Origin of the sequence: Streptosporangium sp. NPDC000396 (genome assembly GCF_042898655.1) — a bacterium.
Classification (GTDB): Bacteria; Actinomycetota; Actinomycetes; order Streptosporangiales; family Streptosporangiaceae; genus Streptosporangium.
The window spans coordinates 1-23,405 of the sequence record NZ_JBIAZA010000058.1; the positions used below are offsets into that span (position 1 = coordinate 1).

18 protein-coding genes are annotated in these 23,405 nt (G+C 64.8%); 7 read left to right on the forward strand and 11 right to left on the reverse strand.

Annotated elements, in window-relative coordinates:
* The 8 genes from ACFY2X_RS46105 to ACFY2X_RS46140 form a co-directional block, all read right to left on the reverse strand.
* On the reverse strand, positions 1–226 hold a 226-nt coding region (locus ACFY2X_RS46105; protein ID WP_389951491.1), incomplete at its 3' end, for an asparaginase domain-containing protein.
* Positions 227–851: 625 nt separating this feature from the next.
* The gene (locus tag ACFY2X_RS46110; RefSeq protein WP_389951494.1) at positions 852–2,396 is read right to left on the reverse strand and encodes a protein kinase; all 1,545 of its coding nucleotides are present in this window, start codon (positions 2,394–2,396) and stop codon (positions 852–854) included.
* Positions 2,397–2,505: 109 nt separating this feature from the next.
* On the reverse strand, positions 2,506–5,703 hold the full coding sequence (locus ACFY2X_RS46115; protein ID WP_389951497.1) for a type I restriction endonuclease subunit R: 3,198 nt from the start codon (positions 5,701–5,703) through the stop codon (positions 2,506–2,508).
* A 5-nt stretch (positions 5,704–5,708) separates the two neighbouring features.
* Positions 5,709–6,281, reverse strand: coding sequence for a DUF4276 family protein (locus ACFY2X_RS46120; RefSeq protein WP_389951500.1), 573 nt, complete (start codon positions 6,279–6,281; stop codon positions 5,709–5,711).
* Positions 6,282–6,307: 26 nt separating this feature from the next.
* Positions 6,308–7,489 (reverse strand): AAA family ATPase, encoded by a 1,182-nt coding sequence (locus ACFY2X_RS46125; protein ID WP_389951503.1) that lies wholly within the window; start codon positions 7,487–7,489, stop codon positions 6,308–6,310.
* Between the two features lie 92 nt (positions 7,490–7,581).
* Positions 7,582–8,850 carry a restriction endonuclease subunit S gene (locus ACFY2X_RS46130; RefSeq protein ID WP_389951506.1) on the reverse strand — a complete coding sequence of 423 codons (1,269 nt, stop codon included), beginning with the start codon at positions 8,848–8,850 and terminating at the stop codon, positions 7,582–7,584.
* A 26-nt stretch (positions 8,851–8,876) separates the two neighbouring features.
* Positions 8,877–10,913 carry an N-6 DNA methylase gene (locus ACFY2X_RS46135; protein ID WP_389951509.1) on the reverse strand — a complete coding sequence of 679 codons (2,037 nt, stop codon included), beginning with the start codon at positions 10,911–10,913 and terminating at the stop codon, positions 8,877–8,879.
* A gap of 58 nt (positions 10,914–10,971) precedes the next feature.
* On the reverse strand, positions 10,972–13,185 hold the full coding sequence (locus tag ACFY2X_RS46140) for an N-6 DNA methylase (RefSeq protein WP_389951512.1): 2,214 nt from the start codon (positions 13,183–13,185) through the stop codon (positions 10,972–10,974).
* A gap of 186 nt (positions 13,186–13,371) precedes the next feature.
* Between ACFY2X_RS46140 and ACFY2X_RS46145 the strand changes: the two genes are divergently transcribed.
* Positions 13,372–15,006 carry a DUF6119 family protein gene (locus tag ACFY2X_RS46145; RefSeq protein WP_389951515.1) on the forward strand — a complete coding sequence of 545 codons (1,635 nt, stop codon included), beginning with the start codon at positions 13,372–13,374 and terminating at the stop codon, positions 15,004–15,006.
* A 151-nt stretch (positions 15,007–15,157) separates the two neighbouring features.
* On the opposite strand, the gene ACFY2X_RS46150 is transcribed toward ACFY2X_RS46145, so the two are convergent.
* A complete protein-coding gene (locus tag ACFY2X_RS46150; protein WP_389951518.1) occupies positions 15,158–15,370 on the reverse strand; it encodes a hypothetical protein in 213 nt (70 codons plus the stop codon).
* Between the two features lie 117 nt (positions 15,371–15,487).
* Here ACFY2X_RS46150 and ACFY2X_RS46155 point away from each other — a divergent pair, with 117 nt between their 5' ends.
* Positions 15,488–15,886, forward strand: a complete 399-nt coding sequence (locus ACFY2X_RS46155) for a hypothetical protein (protein WP_389951521.1) — start codon at positions 15,488–15,490, stop codon at positions 15,884–15,886.
* 64 nt (positions 15,887–15,950) lie between these two features.
* Here the strand turns inward: ACFY2X_RS46155 and ACFY2X_RS46160 are convergent, their stop codons facing one another.
* Both ACFY2X_RS46160 and ACFY2X_RS46165 read right to left on the reverse strand, forming a co-directional pair.
* Entirely contained in the window at positions 15,951–16,187 is a 237-nt protein-coding gene (locus ACFY2X_RS46160; protein WP_389951524.1) for a DUF397 domain-containing protein, read from the reverse strand.
* Positions 16,184–17,041, reverse strand: coding sequence for a helix-turn-helix domain-containing protein (locus tag ACFY2X_RS46165; RefSeq protein WP_389951527.1), 858 nt, complete (start codon positions 17,039–17,041; stop codon positions 16,184–16,186). Before ACFY2X_RS46165 ends, ACFY2X_RS46160 begins: the two co-directional genes overlap by 4 nt.
* 207 nt (positions 17,042–17,248) lie before the next feature.
* On the opposite strand from ACFY2X_RS46165, the gene ACFY2X_RS46170 reads away from it, so the two are divergent.
* The 5 genes from ACFY2X_RS46170 (at position 17,249) to ACFY2X_RS46190 (ending at position 23,127) form a co-directional block, all read left to right on the forward strand.
* On the forward strand, positions 17,249–17,680 hold the full coding sequence (locus ACFY2X_RS46170) for an ATP-binding protein (RefSeq protein ID WP_389951530.1): 432 nt from the start codon (positions 17,249–17,251) through the stop codon (positions 17,678–17,680).
* A 425-nt stretch (positions 17,681–18,105) separates the two neighbouring features.
* Positions 18,106–18,855 carry a class I SAM-dependent methyltransferase gene (locus ACFY2X_RS46175; RefSeq protein ID WP_389951533.1) on the forward strand — a complete coding sequence of 250 codons (750 nt, stop codon included), beginning with the start codon at positions 18,106–18,108 and terminating at the stop codon, positions 18,853–18,855.
* Positions 18,856–18,995: 140 nt separating this feature from the next.
* Positions 18,996–21,638 carry an SUMF1/EgtB/PvdO family nonheme iron enzyme gene (locus tag ACFY2X_RS46180; protein ID WP_389951535.1) on the forward strand — a complete coding sequence of 881 codons (2,643 nt, stop codon included), beginning with the start codon at positions 18,996–18,998 and terminating at the stop codon, positions 21,636–21,638.
* Positions 21,638–21,913 carry a hypothetical protein gene (locus ACFY2X_RS46185; protein ID WP_389951538.1) on the forward strand — a complete coding sequence of 92 codons (276 nt, stop codon included), beginning with the start codon at positions 21,638–21,640 and terminating at the stop codon, positions 21,911–21,913. The genes ACFY2X_RS46180 and ACFY2X_RS46185 overlap by 1 nt, the downstream gene beginning before the upstream one ends.
* Complete coding sequence (locus tag ACFY2X_RS46190; protein ID WP_389951540.1) at positions 21,910–23,127, forward strand: hypothetical protein; 1,218 nt, start codon at positions 21,910–21,912, stop codon at positions 23,125–23,127. Before ACFY2X_RS46185 ends, ACFY2X_RS46190 begins: the two co-directional genes overlap by 4 nt.
* Positions 23,128–23,405 lie beyond the last annotated feature (278 nt).

Consider the following 23,405-nt stretch of genomic DNA (forward strand, 5'->3'; position numbering starts at 1 on the left):
GCTCGATGGCGGCGGCCAGCTCGATCAGGTCGGCGAAGGACAGCGACGCCCCGGGCAGCTGCCGGAAGTCGTGCACCTCCAGCCCGACGCCGAGCTCGCCGAGCCCGGGCACCGCTGCCAGCAGGTCGCTCGCCGTCAGCGCGGGCGTGACGCCACCGCCCGCGCTCGGCACCATCGCGATCGTCCCGCCGAGAGAGAACACGGCCACGCGGGCGGAGTGAGTCATCTGCAAAGCCTTTCCATCGCCATACCTGCATGTCCACCCCGCTCAGCGCAGGCGCCCCGGGTCGCTCACCAGGCGGGCACAGCGTGGACGTGCCGTCAAAGATTTACGCCAAGTGCATCGTGGGCCAGGACCAAGCAGCCAAGCGTCGCATCTCCGACCCGCTCAGGAAGCTGCGACCCCGCGGGAAGGCATTGGGGAGAGCCGACCGCAAACGGTTGGTGACAACCGGACAGCGCCGGGCAGCAAAGAGGCCCCCAGGTCGTGAAGAAGCAGATCAGGGGCGCTTTTCGGATGGTCATGAGGGATAGGGCGGGCGGGACTCGAACCCGCGACCAAGGGATTATGAGCGTGCCTCGCGCTGTGACGCCCCATGATCGGCCGTGTTGAGTGAGGGCGTTTGCGCATGTCAGCGGCGAGTCCCGGTGACGGTTACTGGTGGCCTGTACGTGGGCACGGACGCCCGTCCGTGCCCACCATGCGCCCACCACAGATGGTGATCACCGAGCCCTTTCGCCCCGAGTTGCGGTCAGCTCCGATGGCACACAAACAAGTCGTCGCCCGTAACGCCTGTCGAGCCAAGACAAGCGCCGGAACACCGGGAAAGTCCAGGAGCGGCCAGTCTGCATCAGCCGCTGGTGAGGCGGAGTCGAGCCAGGAGATCTCTCACCTCTAGAGCCAGAGGATGAGCTGGGCCGTACAGTAGGTCGAGGTCCTGCTCGAGAGGTTGCAGGACGGCAATCGCGTCCTCAGCATGGCCTTCGGTGGCCAGCAGGGAGCCGATGTCGCGACGTAGCTCCAGCACAGCCTCGTCTCCATCGCTTTTAGCCGCACGGTAGCGAACCAGTACCTGCCGGAGCTGCTCAAGTGCTGCCGCGCCCTGGCCGAGCTCCGCTCGACATAAAGCGGCCTGCCTCCGGCACTCAAGAGTCTCGATGTCACCCGGGCCTGCGATGCGTGCGTACGCCTCCGCCAGTCGGTCGAATTCAGGCAGAGCCCGCCGGAAGTCACCGCCGATCACCAGAATCGCTGCCCGTCGCTGGCGAAGGGACAGCACACGGCGGTTGTCCGCGCCGAGCGCGTCGGCGGAGGATTTCAGCACCGCTCGCAGCACGTCCGCCGCCTGCGCGAACCGTTCCTCGCCCAGCAGCTCATCCGATTGCTCCAAGGCAGCCTTGATCACCTTGAGCGCGTCGTCCGCGGAGACGACCTCATCCTCAGCGAGCTCGGTAACCGCCTGTTCGGGACGGCGACGTGGCGCGCAGGGATTGCGGTAGGGGCGGGTCGGATCGGGAATCCCTACAGAGGACCGTTCCGAAGCGCTGGGGCTGGAACCCCGATCCGGGAGGAACGGAAGCAGCCTCTCGAAGACCATCTGAGCGTCCACCGGACGCCGTTCCGGCAGCTTCTCCAGCAGCTCCAAGGTCAGGCGCTCCAACTCGGCCGGCACGTCAGAGCGGATCCCGCGCAACGGGGGAGGCTCCTCAAACAGGTGCTGCTGCACGAGCCGGGGCCCATCAGCGAAGACCGGCCTGCTGGTGAGGAGCTCGTGCATGATGCAGCCGACGGCATACAGGTCGCTCTGCGGGGTGACCTGGACCGCCTGAATCTGCTCCGGGGACATGTACCGTGTCGTTCCCATCAACGCTCCTGCGGCGGTGAGCCTGGTGACACCGGTCTGCAGTATCGCGGCGATACCGAAGTCGAGGACCTTGACCGTTCCGTCCTCGGCGACCATGAGATTGTCGGGTTTCAGGTCCCGGTGGACGACGGGAATGGCATGCGCGTGGGACAGGACGGTGCAGACTTGGGCGATCACCGCCACCGCCCAGGAGATCGGGAGCGGATTGCCGGGGGAAACGAAGGCTGAGAGCAGTGTGCCGTGGACTAGCTCCATCACCAGGTACAGGCGGGTGAAGTCCTCGTCCAGTACCGCGTCGTACACCTGAGGAACACCGTGATGATTGATCCGGGCCGTGATCCGCGCCTCTCGCCGGAACCGCTTGGCCAGAACCTCGGCGTCCTCGGCAGAGGAGACGATCCCGGGGAGAATCAGTTTGATCGCGACCTCGCGGTCAAGGACAGCGTCGTAACCTCGCCAGACCTGACCCATGGCCCCGGCGCTGATCTCCTCGACGAGCTCGTAGCGCCTGCCGACTCTCCGTGATCGCACCGATCCCCCGGTCATCTCACACTTGTCTGAATTTGTGCGACCAGTGTGATCTCTTAAGTTGTCCGCCGTCTAGGGAATCACTCATCATTCCTGACACTCATGCACGACATCACGCCACGTCGTCCACAATCCCCTGCTGGCGCCGGATCAGGTTCCAGGCCGCATTGCGGGCGCTGCGGTTGAGCGAGCTGCGGAAGTCCGGATCCGGGCCGAAGTACTTGCGGCCCAGGTCGGCGATGGTATCAAAGTGTTCCATCATCTTCTCCTCGAAGACCCGATCGAAGACGAAGCCGAAGTTCTCCTCGTCCACGTTGGCTACGGCCGCGAGCTGCACCTTCTCGTTCTTGATCGTCTCCTCGAAGGGCTTGATCAGGTCCTGCTCGGTGAACTCCGTGCCGAATCGCTCGTTGAACCTCTCGACGAGCTCCGACAGTGGCGACTTCTCCGGTTCCTTGCCGCTGGCGGCCCCATCACCGAACCCCTTCAGCGTTGCCGAGCCCTCCGAGGTGAGGCTGACGTCGTACTCGCCGGTCTTCTCGACTCTCAAGTGTGTGAGGTCGACCTCGCCGATATCCACGCTGCCGTCCTCGCTCCGCTCCAAGCGGTTCAGCAGGTGCCGTCCGAAGAGGTAAAGGCGCTCGAGCTCCGCGTCGCTGTAGGGGATGATCTGCGAGAGGAACGCGTACTTGCGGACGTAGTCGTTCAGGTCGCTGCGGAAGCCCTCCGCAGACGCGCGCTCCTCCTCGTCCTCGCTGTTCAGCAGAGCGGAGAACCGCTCGCAGGCGGGCGCGAGATGCCGGTACAGCTCCGCGTGAAGCTTGGCCCATTTCCCCTGGTCACCCCCGGCTCTCTCCTCGGCGATCAGATAGGCCTCGACGAAGTCCCGCATCTCCGTCTCGACCAGGACCGGTACGGACATCACCCTGGCCTGCGCGGTGTACAACAGGTTGGGATCGGTGGGGAAGGTGGCAGCCTCCTCGAAGTACGGCCGGAAGGCGTCCTGGATATCCTCGGCCTTGTTGGCGAAGTCAAGCACGGCCAGGTCACTCTGGGCCTTGCGGTCCATGGTCCGGTTCAATCGCGACAACGTCTGCACCGCGTTGATCCCGGTGAATCTCTTGTTGACGTACATCGTGGTCAGCAACGGCTGGTCAAAGCCCGTCTGGTACTTCTCCGCGACCACAAGGACCCGGTACTCGGGCTGTCCCGGTCCGCCCACCTGCACGGACTTGTCGTCGGCGCGAGTGTAGGCGAACGCCTTCGGCAGGGCTGTCTCGGACAGACCGCCGTTCTCCTTGGACTCGCTCGTCTCCTCGCCGTCGTACACGAGTGCCCCGGAGAACGCCACCAGCACACCGATACCCTGGTAGCCGCGGTCGCCGATGTACCGCTTGATGGACCGGGCCATCTGCACAGCACTGTGCCGGGAGGTGGTCACCACCATCGCCTTGGCCCGGCCACCGAGCCGTCCGGCGGTGTGGGCTTGGAAGTGCTCCACGATCACCTGCGCATGCTGCGCCACAGTCGAGTCATGAGTGAGCGCGTACCGGGCGAGCAGCGGGTTCGCCTTGGCCGGGTCGACTTCTTGCTCGTCCGGGTTATTGTTGACCAGCTTCCAGTACGTGCTGTAGGTGATGTAGTTCGCGAGCGGGTCGAGGATGAAGCCCTCCTCGAGGGCCTGCCGCATCGCGTAGGTGTGGAATGGCCGGTAGACCCCGTCTTTGCCGAGCGTGCCGAACAGCTCCAGCGTCTTGGCCTTCGGCGTCGCGGTGAACGCGAAGTACGACAGGTTGGCGCTCATCCCGCGCCGGGAGGCCCTGGCCTTGAGCCTGGCGTCGGTGCTCTCCGCCCCATCCTGTACGGCGTCCGCCGGGACACTGGTCGCGCCCGCCTCATCGGTGTCGGCATCCAGGCCCAGGTCGCGTAGCGCGTCCCGGACCGCGGTGGCCGCGTCGCCGGACTGGGAGGAGTGCGCCTCGTCCACGACGATTGCGAACCTGCGGCCCTTGATCTCGGTGGGTGTGCGCCGCAGGTAGTCCAGGAGCGCCGGGAAACTCTGCAGCGTTACCGTAATGATCTTCCCTGTCTCCTTGGACAGCGCCGCGGCGAGCTGCTCAGACTTGGCGCCCTGCTTCTCGTCGATCGGCACAACCAGTCCAGCCGTCTGCTCGAAGCTGCCGACCGTCTCACGGAGCTGCGCGTCCAGGTTCCTCCGGTCGGTGATGATGATGACCTTGTCGAACACCGGCTCCCCGGGCTTCAGGCTGGCTTTCACCGCTTCGGCATCAAGGACTGCGACGTCGGTCGGAGTGTGCAGTGACGACAGCCGGTGCCCCAGCCAGGCGATCGTGTTTGACTTGCCCGACCCGGCAGAAGCCATGATGAGATAGTTGTGTCCAGCGCCGTGAAGGGCAACGTGGTCGGTCAGGGACCGTACGGCATGCCACTGGTGGTAGCGGGGGAAGATAATTCGCTTGGCGGTCCGCCCGTCCGAGCCCTTCTCCTTGTGCAAATGGACAAAGCGCTCCAGCAGGTCGAGCCAGTTGTCCGGCTGCCAGATCTCCTCCCACAGGTAGGAGGTGGCGTACTTCCCCGACTCCGCAGGCTTCGGATTCCCTTTCCCTCCGGGCTTACCGGGCCCCTCCGAGCCCTGGTTGAACGGCAGGAAGACGGTCGGCTTGCCGCGCAGCCTCGTGGCGACGAAAACCAGGTCCGGGTCGACCGTGAAATTCGCCACCACCCGCCGGGAGAAGATCGGCTCCGAGGGGTCACGCTGGGTCCGGTATTGCTCTTTGGCCTCCTCCACACCCTGGCCGGTAAGCGGGTTCTTCAACTCCGCGGTCGCCACCGGGATGCCGTTGAGGAACAGCGCGAGATCAAGCCGGTTGCCCTGGTCCGCCTGCTTGGTCGCGTACGCCAGCTCGCGGACCACGGTCAGCCGGTTCCGGCGGTAGTCGGCCAGGATCTCCTCGGACGTCACCAGCGACGGCTTGAAGTACGCCACCCGGATCCGCACCCCTCGGTCCTTGACGCCCTTACGGAGCACGTCTAGAAGTCCTTCGGTGGCGATCGCCTGGTCGAGCCGCTTGGCGAACCCTCGCTGAGCGGCCTCAACATCACCGCCATAGGCGATGACCAGCTCGTTCCACTCGTCGATTTGGGTATCACCGATGAAGGTGAACAGCTCTCCCGTGTCCAATGCCAGCTCAGGCCGGTAGTCGGAGCTCTTGCCGAGCCGCCAGCCGCTGTCACGCATCGAGGCGACGATGGCGTCGCCGAACACCGACTCGTGGTGAATGGGGCTCATGAGGGCTACCTCTTCCCGGTGACCAGATACTCGACGTCACGCCAGAACTTGTCGAACGAGGGCGAGTTAACCCTCGCCATCCGCATGTCAAACTGTGCCGCCAGCCCCGACTGATGGCTCTGCGGCCGGTACGGCATGCCGCTGGGACGGTGCCTGCTCAACCATTCCTTGCATCCGCGAATCTTCTCCGGCTCCGGCGGCACGGTCAGATCTCCAGGAAGGTCCTGGCATCCGCTGAGTGATGGAGCCGCCGCCAAGAACCATGCCTCGAACTCCCGGTTAGCCAGCACCACAGCCGCACGCAGATCCGGCCGGACGGCTCGGATGCGGGCCAGCAGCCCGGGCCCCATGGTGGCGGGACAGTCATCGTCGGCATCAAGAAGCACGAGAAGCCCCGCCAGATCACCGGCGTCGGCCAGTACGGCATCGACCGTACTTTCGATCCCTCGTTCCTTGACCAGCGAATCTCTCCCTACTCGGAACGGTCGAAGGAATTCCGGCCAGCGCTCAGGCAGCAGTTCCGCGGCGATCCTGTAGAGGAGGATGGGAAGAGCTTTCACCTCGCCGTGCCCTTCCACAACGATGGCGATGCGCTGAGGAGACATCACGTTCCCTTCCCGGAACTGGCGGGCCGCAGATGCCCCTGCCGGTGCATCTGCGCCAGTTGGGAAGGGTTGGCCGTCAGATGGCGGCTGGTGTAGTCGTCAAGCTCCCCAATACGGGTGATCCCTCCGCTCATCTCTACCATCCTCAGATGACCGGGCTCGACATACTCGTCGTCCAGGAGATCCGAACTCTGTGTCGTGGCGATCACCTGTGTGCGTTCCGATGCGGCGTGCATCGCCTCGAACAGGGCCGATGCGTTCGCCGGGTGAATGGCTCTCTCCGGTTCCTCAAGGGACACCAGGGGAATCGATCCGTCGCTGGTACCGGGTTGAAACAGAGCCGCCAGCACTCCCGCAGCCCGCAAGGTCCCTTCCGACAATTCCTGCCGTCGGAAGACATTCACATGCGCGTCCCCCTCATACACGGCACCGACGGCCACCGCCTGCCAGAACGGTACTACCGGATCACCGCTCCAGAATCGAGCTTGAACCGTGGAGAACTCGCCCTCCCTGCGCTCGTCGACCCCAAGCGCCTGAGGAATGACCGCCCGGAGGAAACCATCCAGATACTCCTTCTCCGCCGGGTCGGTCTCCGCGAGATACCCGAGCACATGGCCGAGGTGCTCACCGTGAGGTCCGAGCGCGGTGTGGCGCTGTGTGTCGTCGTCGATCCCGCTGAGAACAGCGGGATCAAGATCGTAGAAACGCATACCGCGCAGCGCCGCCTCGACCTCCCGGAAGGGTGTGTCGAACACCGAGGCGGGCAGGAAGAGCCGGTCGTGCTCTCCCTGCGCCGCACGCTCACCAGCGTAGATGAGAGCGCTGGCCTCGAAACGCTCTGGCGTTGAGACGAACCACTCCTCTTCACCTCCGGAAAGCCGGACACGGCATTCCTCTCTGAGGACGACGGGCGCATCTCGCCGCTCTCCGCCTCGACCGACCTCCAAGCTGTATACGGCTTCCCTGACCCGCTCACTCCGCGCACCGAAACCGAGGTCGAGCCGGATCGAGAAGCTCGCTGCCCGCACTCCCGCCTCGGGGGCGTGGCAGAGCACTCGATCGAGCCCGCCCCTGGCCGACACCGCCCGCCCCGGCGAGGTGGTGAGAGCGTCGGACACGAAGCGGAGCACATCGATGAAGTTCGACTTGCCCGCCGCGTTGAACCCGGCCAGTACGGTCAACGGCCCCAGCCCGACGTCGCAGTCGGCGAGAGAGCGGAAGCCCTTCACTCGGACCCGGGAGATGAACGGCGATGCCTGCTCAGGTGCGTCGGTCATGGCACCTCGATTCCTCGCCCGCTGGCGGACGACACGTCGAACTGCCCGGTGACGGCCGCCGTGATCAGCGCCTGCCGACGTTCTCGAAGGAGGTCTATCTGGCGCCTGACCGTGTCGACCAACCGATCGATTCGATAATTCTGTCCGCGGATTCGCGTAACGATCTCACGCTGCTCTTCAATCGGGGGAAGAGGGATCCGGAGCATTTGCAGGTCCGGAACGTAGATGGTCTTGTGGGTTGACCCCATGGCCAGCCGCCCCAGAAGATCCTGCCGCATCGCGCGTAGGCACCACAGCAGGTAGTAGGGGTCAAGCTGCGGGCCGCAAGTCCACGTCACAAAATCCTGGCTGGTGGCCATGTCGACGCCCATTACCGCTGAGTATCCAGCTGAAGCCGTGCGGCATAGCACTACGGTCCCTGCAGGGTGGAGCTCTGCAGCGCTGTTTGCAAGCCCCAGTTCGCTGATCTTCTCACGCGTCTCGGTTATGACCTCCTGCCGGTCATTGCGGATCTGCCGAACCTCTCCAGTTGTGATCCACGGAATCGTCGGGTTCACCCACCAGTCGGGACGCGATCGACTCGGGGTGTGACCGCTTCCCATACGGGCCAGGAGCCCGAGGCGGACTTCCGGCCATGACGAGGGCAGATCATCAACCCAAGCCAAATTGGACGACCGGCGCTCTGTCCAATAAGCGCCAGTGACAAGAGCGATGACGCTCGCCTCGCGCCGCTCCAGGAGTTTGCTCTCGATTTTGTCTCGCGCCGCAATCAACCCATCGATACGAACTGTCTCGGCATCGAGGAAGTCGGCGATACGCCGCTGCTCCCTCAAGGAAGGCAGACTTAAAGAGAGGGCCCGGACGCGCTCAGCACTCAAATGGAATATGTTCGCACCTGACGCTATCGAGGCAAATAGACCAGAAGCAAAGGCTGAACGCGCCCACCATTCAAGAAATCTTCCATCCGCCCCTTCGCGTGGGCGTAGGCGAAGCAATGTATTCTGAAAGCACACCGGCCCCTTCAGCTCACCCCGCCATACAGCCGAAGCGCCCACCGTACTCAGGCTTCCACTCCCCTCTGTCACGAGGACGTCGCCTGGCCGAAGAGAAAATATTACCTGCTCATTGGGCGTGAAATTCATTTGCTGGACATCACTCAAGTCGAGGACGCCATCTTTCACATTAGCCGCGCGTAAATACCGGACCATATGCGGCCCTTCGGCGTGCTGCGGGGAACGCTGACGCCCGAGTGCCACCTCAGCCACCGCACGAAGTGTCGTCACACGACCGCTCACTCCGTCACCTCCCCCAGCAGTGCCTGGATCTCGGCCTCCAAGGCCTTGAGTTCCGCATCGATCTCCGCCAGCGGGCGCGGCGGCTTGTACACGTAGAAATGGCGGGTGAAGGGAATCTCGTAGCCGACCTTGGTCTTGGTGTGGTCGATCCAGGCGTCGGGAACGTGCGGCAGCACCTCGCGCCGGAGATACTCCTCCACGTCCTGGTCCAGCGGGACGTTCTCGTAGTCGCGCAGCTCCGGATCCGGCTCGGGCTCGCCCTTCTTCATCTGCACTTCGCCCTCCGGGTCGCGCACGCCGATGACGTCGCGGAGCGCGGTGAGGAAGGGCTGAGTGGACGGCCAGAGGATGCCGGCCGAGGCCATCGCCTCACGCACCCCGGCGAAGGCGGCGAGCTTCCCCTCCCAGCTCTGCCCGATGAATGGCTTGATGGCATCGACCATCATCGCCACGTTGACGTGCTTGGCGAGGGCCTTCGATTCCCGGACGGCGTCCAGAGCCGCCTCCGTCACCTCGAAGCGGAGCTTCAAGGGACGCTCCACGGTGATCCGGTGGTAACCAAAGTCCTCGTTCTCGAAGACCTTCACCTTGCCGTGGAACGGGTGCTCCGGGTCGTCCGCGACATGCAACGCCTCGCCGTACAGCCTCGTCAGCTCGGCGATGTGCTCCTTGGTGAGATACTTGCGCTTGTCACCGAGGGATTTGCGCATCTTCACCCAATGCTCGCGGCCGTCCAGCAGCACGACCTTGCCCCGGTGGCCCTTGTCCTTGCGGTTGGTGAGGATCCAGAAGTAGGTGGAGATACCGGTGTTGTAGAAGAGCTGGTCGGGCAGGGCCACGATGCCTTCCAGCCAATCGTTCTCCAGGATCCACCGGCGGATCTCCGACTCCCCGCTCCCTGCGGCGCCGGTGAACAGCGGGGAGCCGTTGAAGACGATGGCGATACGGCTCCCGCCCTTCTCCACCGGCTTCATCTTAGAGATCATGTGCTGAAGGAAGAGCAGCGAGCCGTCGTTGATGCGGGGCAGGCCAGCGCCGAAACGACCGCTCTTCCCTTCCTTCTCGTGCTCGCGCTCCACGACATCTTTGACCTTCTTCCACTCCACCCCGAACGGGGGGTTGGCGAGCAGGTAGTCGAAGGTCCTGCCGCGGTGGCCATCCTCGCTGAAGGAGTTGCCGAACTTGATGTTCTCCGGGTCCTGTCCCTTGATCATCAGATCGGATCGGCAGATGGCCCAGGATTCGGGGTTGAGCTCTTGTCCGAAGACCTCGACGTTCGCGTCGGGGTTCAGGGCGCGGATGTGCTCCTCAGCCGCGGTGAGCATGCCGCCGGTGCCGCAGGCGGGGTCCAGCACCGCACGGGAGGCACCGGGGACGGTCAGGAGGTCGTCGTCGGGGGCGAGGAGCAGGTTGACCATTAGCTCGATGACCTCGCGGGGGGTGAAGTGCTCACCGGCGGTCTCGTTGGACTGCTCCGCGAAGCGGCGGATCAGTTCCTCGAAGACGTAGCCCATGTCGTGATTGGAGACCACGACCACCGGGTTGCCGTTCTCGTCGGTGACCACGCTGCCGTCGGCGTCCCGCTTCACCGGCCGTAGGTCCAGATCGGCGAACCGCCCCATCACCTGGTAGAGCAGGTTGGCCGCGTCGAGCCGCTTGATCTGCTGGGCGAACTCGTACTTCTCCATCACTGCCTGGGCATTCGGGGAGAACGCGCCGATGTAGGCGTTCAGGTGTATGGCCGCCTGACCCGGGTCATTCGCGATCTTCTTGAGCGTGTACTCGCTGGTGTTGTAGAAGCTGTGCCCCGAGGCCTTTGTCAGCCAGCGCTCCGGGTCGAGCCCCAACTCCTCCACTCGCTTATTCTCGGTCAGGACCTTGTCCCGCGTGTGCCCCAGGACGCATTCGAGGCGGCGCAGTACGGTGAACGGCAGGATGACCTTGCCGTAGTCGGACTGCTTGTAGTCGCCCCGCAACAGGTCCGCGACCGACCAGGCGTGGTTCGCGAGTTCGGCGACCTTGCTGTGGTTCACCGGTTTCCTTTCCGTTGTCGCTCAAGATTCGGATGCTGAAGGCGGGATGTCACCCGGGTCAGTCACCAGGTGGGAGCAGAGATCCACTGGTGAGCCCAGTGCCGTACTGCCGCGTGGTCTCCTCCGCCAGCCGTACGGCAAGGCCGGCGGCTCTTCGCATGGCAGCCAGCCTGCGGAACGCTCTGCCGTACCGCCGCTGCTCGTCCAAGGGGAGCAGCGGCACTCGTAGTCGCCGGGCATCGACGCGCATGATTGTGCTGCCGCTGGCCGTACTGTGGAGGTTGTCCTCCGCCGCCAGAAATCCCGCGAGGAACCAGGGGTCGAGCCGATCGAGGTCGGGCCGGAACAGGTAGAGATGCGGACCGAGAACTGTACCGGTATCCCGTTCGTCGGTCACTCGGGCTATACCCGAGCCTCTGTGCAGCATCTCTGGGAGTACGACGTCACCGCGTTGGATCTCCAGCAGTTCCGTGAGGGCGCTCTCCTCGACGCTGCCTGAGGCCGTCCGGTCAGCGACGACGTCTCCTGCCGTCAGGACGCGGAGATCGTCGTGCTCCGGCGGTATGACGGGTTCCGTGAGCCGCTTCCCTCTCGATGCCCCCGTCACCCGATGAAGTCCGATCGCCCCGCCGCGCATGAGATCGGCGACGGTCGCCGTGCGCCACGTGGCGGCCTTTGCGCCGCCGGGCTTCCAGTTCTCACCACCACTCACCGCAGCCAGCGCGTCAACCGCACGGCGCAGTTGCATGCGGGAGGCGCGTGCCGACTCGGCTTGCTGATCCGGCGCCACCACAGGGGGTGCGGTGCGGACGTGGCGGCTGGGGGTAAGATCGACGCCTTCGTCGATCAGTTCCAGTGCCGGCACGACACGGGCGACACCGGGAACTGTCTCGAAATGCTCGGGAGCCTCCGCATATCGCCGCCAGTGCTCGATGATGGTCCGCTGGAATTCCTTCCGCGTGAGAACCCGGACTTCGCCCTTGCCCTCCGCCCTCCTCATGAGTTCCAGAGCGGCTTCTGTCTTCCCGGAACCAGTGGAGCTCTGCGCTTGCACTTCGCCGAGTGCCTCACCCAGCGTCGCGTCGACGAATAGCACCGGCGAGACCTCCGCCCTGTCCTCGGCGGGTCGCCTTAGGATCCACAGATGGAGTCCGACGTGTGATGGCGGTGCGGCTCCGGGTGGCAGGGATGCGACCGCACGCAACGCACCCCGCCGTACGAGCTCGGCGCGGATCTTCCGTCCTCCGGTCCGTTCGGCGACCGCGGGGGGCAGCAGCATGACCGCAGGCCCGCCCGGCTCCAGATGAGCCAGGCAGTGCTGAACCCAGGCCAACTCGGACTCCCCCTTGGGCGGTACGCCGTACTCCCAGCGAGGGTCATAACCCAACTCGTCATGGCCCCACTCCCGAACCGCATAGGGCGGGTTGCACAGCACCGCCTCTGCGGTCAATCCGGGGAAAGCGTCCTGGCGCAGGCTGTCGCCCGCGCGGATCTGAACCTCGGCTCCGGGCACGAGGACACTGACACGGACAGCCGACTGATCGGCCTGGGCCTGGAGAATGTCCTGTCCGAAGAGGGTTGTGGAACCACGGCGACCTGCCGCAACCAGCAGTCCTCCCAATCCGCAGGCGGGGTCGTAGACACTAACCGGATAGGTCTTCCCCTCAAGGAGGGCAGCCATCAGGTCCGTCACCGCTTCGGGAGTGCTATACGCACCCCGTACAGTGCCGTCGGCGGAGTGCCGCTCCTGGAGCAGATCCAGTGTCTCCACGGCTCCGCTCTCGTTCACAGACCGTAGGACGGCACGGAGCACAGGAATCGCCGACGCCGCAGATCGATCTTGCCGGGCGGTGACGTGTTCTCGGAGCAGGTTCTGCAGCCGAGCCATAAACTTCTCATCCGGGAGCTCGCTCAGCTCCCGGCGCGTAGCGGCGTCCATCCGTGCAGCGGCGAGAAAGAAGTCAGACAAGCGGTCAGCGGCCATGCCCTTGGGCAACCTGCGCAGCTCGGTCCGTAGCTCGTCCAGAGGCGACGGCTCCGGGAGCTGTCCACGGGCCGCCAGCCATCTCTCGACCGCTTCCCGATCGTAGGTAGGGCTCGTCTCCGTCCCACCACTCGGCAACGGGAAATCCGTGTGGCGACGACGCCAGTTGCTGACCGTCGCACGCGTGACTCCCGCGAGACGGGATATCTCGGCGGCTGTCACCTGCTCAGGCTTACGAGACACCACATCATCCTGCCAAAGCTCGAACGACTCTCCAGTGGACTTCACTGTACACACCTTGCGAGCCTTCGAATAGTGTTTGACAGTGCTTTCACTTCATGTTCTCCTGGAAATGCTTTCAACGTCGCGAGTCTAGCGACGCCCCGGGCCGCGTGTGGCCCGAACCAGCGCACCACTCCCCGTCCTCATTGGCCGTGCCAGGAGACACGGCCTTCTTCCCCATGTGGAGCGGCTATGGCTGAAACCCGCGTTGTCACGCTGTACCACCTGCTCGACGTTGAACCCACTCTCGACGGCCTGTTCTCGGCGCTCGATGGAGAACGCCTCGACGAGTTGGCCTTCGCCCCGCTCTTTCCCGACTTCCCCGGCGCAGTCGCCTATCTGGTACGCGGCCACTTCAAGATCCCTAAGGTCGGCTGGTCGGGAGACCTGTCGCAGCTCGTCCGCGCGGACATGTCGCTCGACGACAAGAAGGCCGCCGCGCTGCTCCTCATCGCCGTCGACGGAAAGGTCTTCGCCATCGGTTTCGGTCAGGGCTTCCGGCTCGTTCCCGATGACCTGAAGGACCCCGACTTCGGGCTCCGGTTCGCCGTCCGCGCAGTCGACCCCGACCGCGTACGCGATATCGTCCGCCGCTCGATGACCCGTCGGGGCCGTCAGGACTCCACCCTGGTCCCGTCCGGCCTGCCCATCGGCAGCATCGGCGTCCGGCAGCACGCCGAGATCGTCCGGCGGCTCGGCGGTGAACTGCACACGGACATCCTGGGACTGGAGGACGGGGGATCCATCTCCGTCGACGGCTCCGCCGGGCTCCGCCTGCCCATCCCGCTGGACGACGTCAAACTCGTCGCTTTTCTCCAGCAGGTCATCAAGATCTGCACGGCGGACGTCCACCCGAGTTTCGCCTTCATTGAGGCGATCAAGCCGGTACGGGACGCGTCTCTCGTCAGCCACCTGGACGCCCTGCTCGACCAGGGGCTCCGCGGGGAAATCGAAATGCCCTTCGACCTTGCCGTGCCCGTTGATCTCGTCCCCAAGCTCAGTGAGACCGTCTCATACAACATCAGGATCGGCTCCGCGGGGATCAGGGGCAGGCGGAGCCTGGAGCTGCAGGACATCCTGAGCCGCTGCCGCGTCCTTCACCGCACCACGCCCGCGGCGGCACTGCGCGACGGCCGTATCGAGCTGTCCGACGGTCGCGACGGGACTGGATCCCTCGGGGGGGCTCCCGCCATCTGCTGGCTGGAGACGCAGCTCGCCATCGGCGCTCACCAGTACTTCCTGATCGACGGCGAGTGGCAGGAGACCGGCCTCGAGTACCTCAACTCCATCTGCAGGCAGGTCAGCGAACTGATCAGAACGGACTCCTCGACGGTCCTGCCGCCATGGAGGAAGGACGAGCACGAGGACGCCTACAATCTGCGCGTCCAGCACCAGCTCGGTCGCGCGAACTACCTGTGCCTGGACCGCAAGTATGTGCGGACCGCCCTCCACCGGGGGAACGGGTTCGAGGCCTGCGACCTCTACGGTCCTGAAGGCCAGCTCATCTGTGTCAAGCCCACCAAGGACTCCCCTCCGCTCAGCCACCTGTTCAACCAGGCCCTTGTCGCGGTCGAAGCACTGATCAATCAGCCCGAGGCCAGGGTGCGTTTCCGTGAGGTCGTGTCCGAGGTCAGCGAGGGGGCCCGGGATGTCCCGCTTGATTACCGTCCCAGGAAAGTGGTCTTCGCCATCCATCTCAGGACCGGACGGACGTTGACTCCCGAAACGCTCTTTCCTTTCGCGCAGGTCGCACTCGTCAGCATGGCTACGACACTGAAGTCTCTCTACGACGTGGACGTCGAAGTTATCGGCATCCCCTCTGAGTGAGCCGTCCGGGGCTCGCGGGAGCGAGCCCTCATGAGTTCGGTGAGGTGCTGGTCACAAGGCACGGTCGGCCCGGCGACAGGCGATGACGGCACCACGCTGAAGGTCGACTTGGTCATCTCGCACGTGTCCGTCCGCTGGGGCCGAAAATCGGTCACCGATATGGCTGCCATCGGGCAGCTATATCCCGAGTTCTGAAGCTGCACATGCGATGCTCCCACTGCGGCCGTACGCCGGGGTTGCTCCGCAGGACGGGCAGCACGCTGGTCACCAGCTTGAGCTCGCGGAGGCGCCGCAGGGCAGGGAAGCCTTCCCGCTGGGTCACGTCGAAGCCGTAGTCCTCGGCGAGTGCCCTGTGCTCGTCCACGGGGTTGCGCCTGCCGAAAATGCCATCCGGGCAGGTCGCCGGCCCTGCAGGTCTTCTCCTGGCATGGGCGATCTCCAGTCACCGGGAGAGACAACCTGTGCGGCATGATGATCGGCCGTGCTCCTTCGCCTGGCCTATCTCGCCGTCACGAACACCTTCGCCGCGCTGCGGTTGCTGCCGATGAGCGATCGGGACAAGGGCGTCGAGATTCTCGTCCTGCGCCACCAAGTCAACGTTCTTCGACGGCAGCTCGGCACCGACATCCGGGTGAGATTCGCCGCCGAGGACCGGGCATTTCTCACCGCGTTCCTGGCACCACTGCCTCGTGAAGTCCTGCGCTGGCTGCGGCTCCTCGTCCGCGGATACCGTTCTGCGCTGGCATCAAGCCCTGGCCCAAGCGGCTCCACTACGTGCCGTCCCGGATCCGATCACAGATCCGAGCCGTATCGCCAACCTGAGCATACGCCGACGAGATCGGCTCGGATGGTTCTCCACGAGTACTCACATGCCGCTTGACCTGGATGGAGTTTTCGGCAGGCGCAGGGTGCCGCAATGTTCGTCACCGCTTAATCCCCCATGTTCAGGGACGCCGGAGTTCGCCGCGCTCGATGCCTCCGACGAAGGCGTCGTACTCGGCGTCGGTGAACAGGTGTGGGGGCTTCTGCAGGTTCTTGGAGTCCCGCAGGGCCACGATGCCGCCGTCCAGGAAGGCGACTTGGACGCAGTTAGTGCCGCCGCTGCTGAGGCTGCTGGTGTGCCAGTGAGCATCCTGGAGCTGAGTCTCGATCCAGCCAGGGTCAAGGGCGTTCTTGTTCACGAGAGGTCCTTGGCGATTGTGGCGAGGAGCGGCAGCGAAGCCTTCGGCGACAAGGCGTCGGACTTCAGCAGGTCGCTGGTGGTCCGATAGAGCTCGACGGCCTCGGGCTCATTCAGGTGCAGGGAGGCCCGCAGGGACTCGACGCACACGAGGTCACGACCGGCGGGGAAGGACATGAGCATGAACGGGCCGTCCATCCCCGCGTGCGCTCCGGCGGAGAACGGCAGGACCTGAATGGTGACGGTAGGGCTGGTATGGGCCAGGTTCATCAGATGCTCAATCTGGGCACGCATACAGGCCGCCCCTCCGACTTCCTGACGTAGCAGACCTTCGGGAAGCACCGTCCAGATCTTCAACGGTGGCCGACGCTCCACCATGGCGCGCTGATGCTCCAACCGTAGCGCCACGAATCGGTCGATGTCCTCGGGGGTCTTCCAGACCCTGCTGCCCTCAGTCACCGCCCGGGCGTACTCCGGAGTCTGGAGCAGGCCGTGGACAGCGAGGGGGTTGAAGACGAACAGGGCGCTGGCATTCTCCACCTGGGAGAGGTAGTCACCGAGCGGATCGTCAACCACGCCCTCATAACGCTGCCACCAGTCAACTTCGCCGGCACGGCGCACGAGATCACGGAGTTCCTCCCGTAGGCCGGCATTGGTGATGCCGTAGACCTCGAAGAAGTGCGGAAGCTGCTGGATCTTGAGCCCCTGCAACCCGTTCTCAATTTTGCTGACCGTCGAGAGGGACTGGTATCCGAGACGACTCGCCGCCTCCTCCTGAGTCCACCCCAGAGACTCACGGACGCGTCTGAGTTCCGCGCCCAGGCGTCGCCGACGCGGAGTGGGTTCGACAGGCATTGGCCACCTCCCTCTTCCTGGGGAGCGTAACGCTCTGATCATCCCCGGAAAACGCCATCTCTCCTATAGGAAAGACTTTCTTCTAAGAATGGCTTGCCTACAGGGTAGATCGCACTACATCATCAAGGCATGACAGCGGACAGTGTCCAGACGATCACCATGAGACATGACCGCTGCTCCCACCCGCCCACCTCCTGGAGACGTCACATGTCTGCTACGACGGCCGCTCCCGCTCGCCAGTACTACATGGTGCTTTCCGAGGTATGCCCGGAAGTGATGGGGCCTGTCCGGGAGATGGTCCGGGCTCACCTGCGGCTATGGCGCAGAAGCGAGTTGAGCTCCGTGGCAGAACTGGGAGTCACCGAACTGCTGACCAACGTCCACAAACACGCCCCCGGCGCCTGCGAGTTACTGGTACGCGAAACGGTGGACGGAATCACCGTCGAGGTCACCGACTTCGACAGTGTCCTTCCGGCGGTGAAGGAGCCAACCGAGGACGAAGAGAGCGGCCGAGGACTGTTCTTGCTGTCCATGCTCACCGAAACCCTGCAGATCGAACCGCTGCGGGGCGGGAAACGTGTGTGGTTCCACCTACGCGAGCCCCCCTACCGCAGAGATCCTCAGAAGGCTCCGGACTGACCGTTCCCGGCGAAATGGCCGATGTCCTCGACAAGCATCAGATCGGGGAAGGCCACGTCATCTGTCCACGACCCGTCTGCTCCCAGACTCCCCCGTGTCCGGGAGCAGACGTCTCAAGGGGCACGTCCGAGCTTCGGCTCCTTCCCACGGACGCCAGCCCCAGAACCCAGGACCGGCGGCGGAGAGTACAGCGTGCCGCCGCCGGTCCTGGAGCACCGTTTTCGGATGGCCGCGTGGTCGTCGCCGATCAGCAGTACGGCCAGCCGCATCCGAGGCCCGATCCCTGACAAGCAGCACCGCGGTTCATAAAGATCCCCGACATCACCGACCGAAACCCCCTACTGGAGTTGCCCTTCCTTGACTGACGTTCCCACCCGTCGGATGCTGAGGCTTGCCCTGGCGCCTCGGCTTGGAAGGAACGTCTCGTGCGGAGCGATGTCACGCGGGCTCATTACGACCGCCTGGCGGACAGGTACGACGAGAACTGGGCTTACAGCCCGGAGTTCATCCGGTGGATGACCGGCGCCGTCCTCGACCGATTGGATCCCGACCCGGGAGATCTGGTGATGGATCTCGGATGCGGGACTGGTCTCTACGCCCGCGGTCTGGTCGTGCGGGCGAACACGGTGGTCTGCGCCGACCCCTCCCTCGCGATGCTGGCGCAACTTCCCGCCGATGAGCGGCTGATCCCGCTGCACACGGGCGCAGAGGACCTTGCCGAAGACCGGATCGCACCGCCGCATGACGGCTACGACGCCATCCTCCTCAAAGAGGTGCTCCACCACGTCGCCGATCCGCCGCGTGTCCTTGCCGACCTGACTCGTCTCCTACGGCCGGGCGGGCGAATCCTCGTCGTCATGCTGCCCACGACCATCGACTACCCGCTGTTCGAAGCAGCCCTGAAGCTCTTCCAGGAACGGCAGCCCGACCCGGAGAACATCGCCGCCGCGATGGTCCACAGCGGGCTGCGCACCGAGTTGACCTATGACGAGTTCCCGCTCACGTTCACCGTCGAGCGCTACACACAAATGGTCCGCGACCGGTACATGTCGCTGCTGTCCAACTTCGACGACGCCGAGATCGAGACCGGAATCTCCGAGATCCGCCGTGAGCATCCCGGTCCCGAGGTCCGGTTCCCCGATCGGTTCGCCTTCGTGCTCGGAACGAAGAGATGACCGTGAGCGAGCGGAGCGAGTGAACCCATGAGTGCAAGGGCGTCACGGAGGCGGACGGCGAAGGAGAGCACGCTCGCGAGCGAAGCGAGTGAACCGGTGGACACCGCAGCGGCGCAAACGCGGACGACGAAGGAGACCGCGTGAGCATCGAGCTCGACAGCCGCCTGTTCCAGTTGAAAAACGAGCTGGACGACCACTCCCGGGTCGCCCGCCATCTCGGCCTGGACTTCGAGCGCCCCATCAAGTCACTCGGCGATGGTTACCCCGAGAACGCGATCGCCCTGGTCGGGAAGATCACCGAGCGGATCCTCAAACAACTCTGGCGGCACCACAACATTCCCGGCGATCCAGGCGGGAAAGCGCTGAACGAGCTGATCAAGGGAGCGCAGCCGTACATCCGCAGTAGCAATGTCCTCGACTCTCTCCGTGACATCCAACGGTTGCGGAACCGGTCCACCCATGACGGATACGAGATCGCCGAGGAGGACGGGCTCACCGCAGTCCGCCGGCTGCTGGACGTGCTGGCGTGGTTCAGCAGCACCGGCAGCGGCATCCTGAGCGGGGACGTGCCCAAGCTGGCCCCCGAGGTGGCCGCCAAAGCGGAGTTCCTTGCGGGTCTGTACCTCACACTCGGCTTCCAGCCGGTCAAGCGGTTCGAGCTGTCCCGCAACACCGTCTACCAGCTGTTCTTCCGTGAGCGGGGGCTACGCAGTGAGTACGTCGAGCTGCTGTTGAGCAGGAACGTTGACGACGTGATCCAGGTTCTTGAGGCCACCGACGGCGAGCTGCTGCAGACCCGGTTGCCAAAGCTCACCCGCTTCCTAATCTTGGAAGAGAACGGCATCAGCCAGGCGCCGAATCCGCTGGGCGGCGACTACCGAGTACTTACCTATGACCGGTTCATGGACGCGTTCGTCGACCTGGACCGGCATCTGGCCGACGTCGTCGGCGCCTACCCGCAGTTGCTGCACTCGGGAAGGCTGACAGTCTCAGGTGATCTGCTCACCACCGACGAGCGTACGGGCGAGCAGCAGATATTCCGGGTCGGCGCGGCCGACCAACTGCTGGACGAAGTGGCGGCCTCGGGCGGGAACCTGCTCATCGTCGGTCGGTCGGGCAGCGGCAAAACGACACTACTCAAACAGCTGGTCGCCCGCTCGGCCACGGCGAGCCGACGGCGGTACCGCTTCTACTTCGACATGAGCCTCAAGCAGCCGGACGAGGAGTTCCGCGAATTCGTCACGCGCATCCTCACCCCGTACATGGCTGTGGAGAGCGCGTACGTCTTCGAGGTGTTCCACTACTTCGCCCGTTCCGGCTCGGTACTCTGTGCGCTGGATGGCATCGACGAGGCGGTGCCGTCGACGACCCAGGCCGGGTTCCTAGAGCTGTTCACCGAGATCGCCCAGGTCCTGTCGGCGGAGTCAGCGGTCATCACCACCTCCCGAATCTCCTTCCTGGAGGACTCCCCGCAGGTGCGGCGGCTGCTGGACGGCACCGCTCTGATCTCGGAGAAGTTGGTCCAGCAGCTCCACGCCCAGGGTGTGAACCCCATGCTCGTGCCGCGTTTCTCCGCTCTGCGCCTGCACGACGTCGCCGCCTCGGCCTCACCGCTGGAAGTACGGCTGGCTGACGACCTTGGCCTCGATCGGAGCCGAGGCCTTCCCCATCTGGCCGATCTGGCCTGGCAGCGCATCTCGCAAGTCGCGGGTGTGGCGGGCCTGGTATCCGTTCTGCCGTCGATCACGGCGTACTTCGGATCTGCTTTCCTACGCGGCCGTATGGTCTTCACCTTCGTGGACCTCGTCAATGATCTGGGCATCGAGCTGTTCGACGGCGGGCGGCTCACCTATGAGGCGTTCCGGTTGCGGACCCTGTTCCGGCTCGCCGGGCCGTCCGCGGTCGCCTTCGCCCACAGCGCCTACCAGGAGCTGCTGTCCGCCGAGTTTCTCCGCGACCCAGCCAGCCGGGAAGCGGTCCTTGGAGGGAGTCCACGCCTGACCGAGCAGGTACGTGAGTTCCTTCACCGCAGGTCCCGACAGGAGGGCCTCACTGACGACTGCATCCTGCCCGCCTGTGTCTACCTGGTCGGGCCGAGCCACCACCTGATGCTCCGGCGTGTCGAGCGGCCCGTCCGCTTCGACCGTTTCCCCGTCACGGTCGGTCGCTACAACCGTTTCCTGGAAGCGGTGCGCCAGTATGGCTCACGGCAGTGGGACCACCCCAACAAGCCCGAAGAGTTCTCCCACGAACCATGGCAGGAACGACTCAAGATCCAGGAGTACTTCACCGACCCGGCCTACGAGAACCATCCGGCGATCTGCATTAACTACTGGAGTGCCTACGCTTTCGCCCGTTTCGAGGGCAAGCGCCTGCCCACCTCCCTGGAATGGGAAGCCGCCGCCCGCGGGACCGACGGCCGGCTGTTCCCCTGGGGCGACGAGATCGACCTGGCCATCGTGAGCAGCGCTGACTCCTGGAGCGGTCGTGCGCTGATCACCTACGAGACGTGGCGGGAGGAACTCGATCGCGGGAGGCTGAGTCAGGCCATGCCCAGCCCGGTCGACGCTCATCCTGGCAACGTCTCCCCCTTCGGCATCCGGGAGATGGCCGGAAATGTCTGGGAGATCACTGGCACCGTACTCGATGACCTGAACGAGATTGTCATCTGCGGTGGCTCCTATGACAACCCCTACCGGGCCCTGCAGACCTCCTCCAAGGGTCTGGCGCGGAGGCGGGGATGCAGCAACGCGATCGGTTTCCGGTGCGTCGAGGAGCTGTGATGAGCGGCGAAGAGACCGGTGGGCAGCGATTCGGTTACATCGTCGACCGCATGCCGTACGGCAGTGGGCAGGGCGGGCGTCAGGGCACCTATATCGTCCGTGACGCTGACACGGGCAAGCATCACTCCTTCATGTACGCCGACATCGTGACTGAGGGGTTCCGAACCATCCGGACCGGCGAACGGGTGCGGTTCCTGGTGGACCCGGAGGACTCCGAACACGCTTGCTACGTCATCCGCATGGACCTTCCGGACGTCGAGGACTACTACCGGTGACCCCGCTGGCACGACAAACCATCATCGTCGTCTACGAGGCCCGCTTCCCTGCCACACCCGCGTGGGAGGCGGGTCCTTCGGTCCTCCAGCACGGCCAGGTCCGCTCCACTGCGGAGGCGCGCAGCGAGTATTACAGCGCTAAGGCAGCCCGCGTGCTGTACGGCGACGCGACGCACCCCAGACGTTGGCACGACGCATCCCATCGTGTCATCGGCGACGTCGAGGTCACCGGCATCGAAGCCCTCCGCGTGACCGACGAGCCGGATGCCGGTGGGCTGGTGGCGATCCACCTACGACTCAAGCGGGGAAACCCCGTCGCGCTGCTGCGCACGCTGGCCAGGCGAAGAGACGCCCCGGCCGCCAATTTTGACCCTCAGGAGCTCGTCGGCGACCAAGCCAAGATCGAGCCAGGTGTCCGACCCTTCACCATCTCCTTCATCACCTCAGCAGGGCAGGGGCTGCCGCGCCTGTACCGGCAGCCTCGCTACTGGCGCTGGGCACCCGCCTGCCAGTGGCTATGGGCCCTCGCTTCCCGGACCAACCTGGCCGACTATCCCCCCGACCCGAAGAACCTCGAACCTGCGGACAACGAGATCATCCGACTCTCCAGCGACTGGCATGCCGTCGTCCTGCGGGACGGGATGGGCGTCGTCGGTGTCCGTCCTGACCAGGGACGGGACGACCCGTTCTTCGGCTACGCGGAGCTGTACCTGCGCTCGATCTATCTGGACGCGGTCATGCTCGGCATGCTCCAGAAACAGGGGCTCACCCGCCTGGAGGAGCGCATAGCAGCCACACTCGACACCTCGCTGACGGCGACAATGGCCGAGCTCGAACGCGAGGTCAGCTCCTTCCGCCACCGGCTGTGGGCACAGCACCTGACCCCGCACGGCACCCCGAACCGCCTGCTGACCGCCTACCAGCGCCAGCACGTGCTCCGCGAGCGCTTCGAGCAGATCCTCACCGAGATCAACGACTTCAACCGGCTCACCCGCGATGATGAGAACCGACATGTCAACAGCGCCGTGGTCGTGTTCACCCTCGTCACCGTCCCCGCCGGTATCGCCCTCGCGCTCCTGCAGGTCCTGGAAACCAACGAACCCTGGCTCTTTGCCACCGTGGGCGGAGTCTGCATAGTGCTCATTGCGCTCCTCCTACGCACGCATTCCGCGCGGGTGGCTTTCAGAGCGCTTCGCCGCCGCTTCACGCCATGACAACGTGCATCGGTGACACTTTTGTCCCGTGGCGGACGGCGGAAGATCACCTGTTGGAGGCTGCGGTACCCGTTCGGGGCGGTTCAGATAGGTCCCACGGCGCCGGTCAGCATCGTCCGCAAGCTGAAGTGTCCCCGTGGTCGTGAGCGGTGACGTTGATGTGGTTGTACTCGTCTTTCGTGAGATCAGCGGATCAAGATGCGGGCACGTGGCGGTCGCTGTGACCGCCGACGGTCGCGAAGGTCTCCGCGATCCGGCCGCCGTCGGCGCCGGAGGCG

What these genes read in the sequence shown, in the direction of transcription:
- ACFY2X_RS46115 (WP_389951497.1), bottom strand. Translation starts at nt 5,703, where the DNA reads ATGAGCCCCATTCACCACGAGTCGGTGTTCGGCGACGCCATCGTCGCC.
- ACFY2X_RS46145 (WP_389951515.1), top strand. Translation starts at nt 13,372, where the DNA reads ATGGCTGAAACCCGCGTTGTCACGCTGTACCACCTGCTCGACGTTGAA.
- ACFY2X_RS46165 (WP_389951527.1), bottom strand. Translation starts at nt 17,041, where the DNA reads ATGCCTGTCGAACCCACTCCGCGTCGGCGACGCCTGGGCGCGGAACTC.
- ACFY2X_RS46170 (WP_389951530.1), top strand. Translation starts at nt 17,249, where the DNA reads ATGTCTGCTACGACGGCCGCTCCCGCTCGCCAGTACTACATGGTGCTT.
- ACFY2X_RS46185 (WP_389951538.1), top strand. Translation starts at nt 21,638, where the DNA reads ATGAGCGGCGAAGAGACCGGTGGGCAGCGATTCGGTTACATCGTCGAC.